1 protein-coding gene is annotated in these 212 nt (G+C 65.6%); it reads left to right on the forward strand.

All coding sequences use genetic code 11. The features are described from left to right. The coding region (locus tag HALO32_RS17885) for a hypothetical protein (protein ID WP_192576400.1) at window positions 1-212 on the forward strand (212 nt) is incomplete at both ends.

The raw sequence follows: 212 nt of genomic DNA on the forward strand, positions 1-212 counted from the left end.
GGATGACCCGGCCACGACGGAGGTGGAAGGCCAGGATACGGTCAGCGGTGATTTCTCGGGCCTGTTCGGGCTGACCCAGGACATGGGGGCCGATGATGACGGCACCGATGCGTCGCTGAGCTACAGCCTGTCGATTGGCGAGGGTCTGACGGCCACCGGGCTGAGCAGTGACGGCAACCCCATCACCCTGGCGATGGACGGCGATGACATCG

This window comes from Halomonas lysinitropha, from assembly GCF_902500215.1.
GTDB classification, from domain to species: domain Bacteria; phylum Pseudomonadota; class Gammaproteobacteria; order Pseudomonadales; family Halomonadaceae; genus Halomonas; species Halomonas lysinitropha.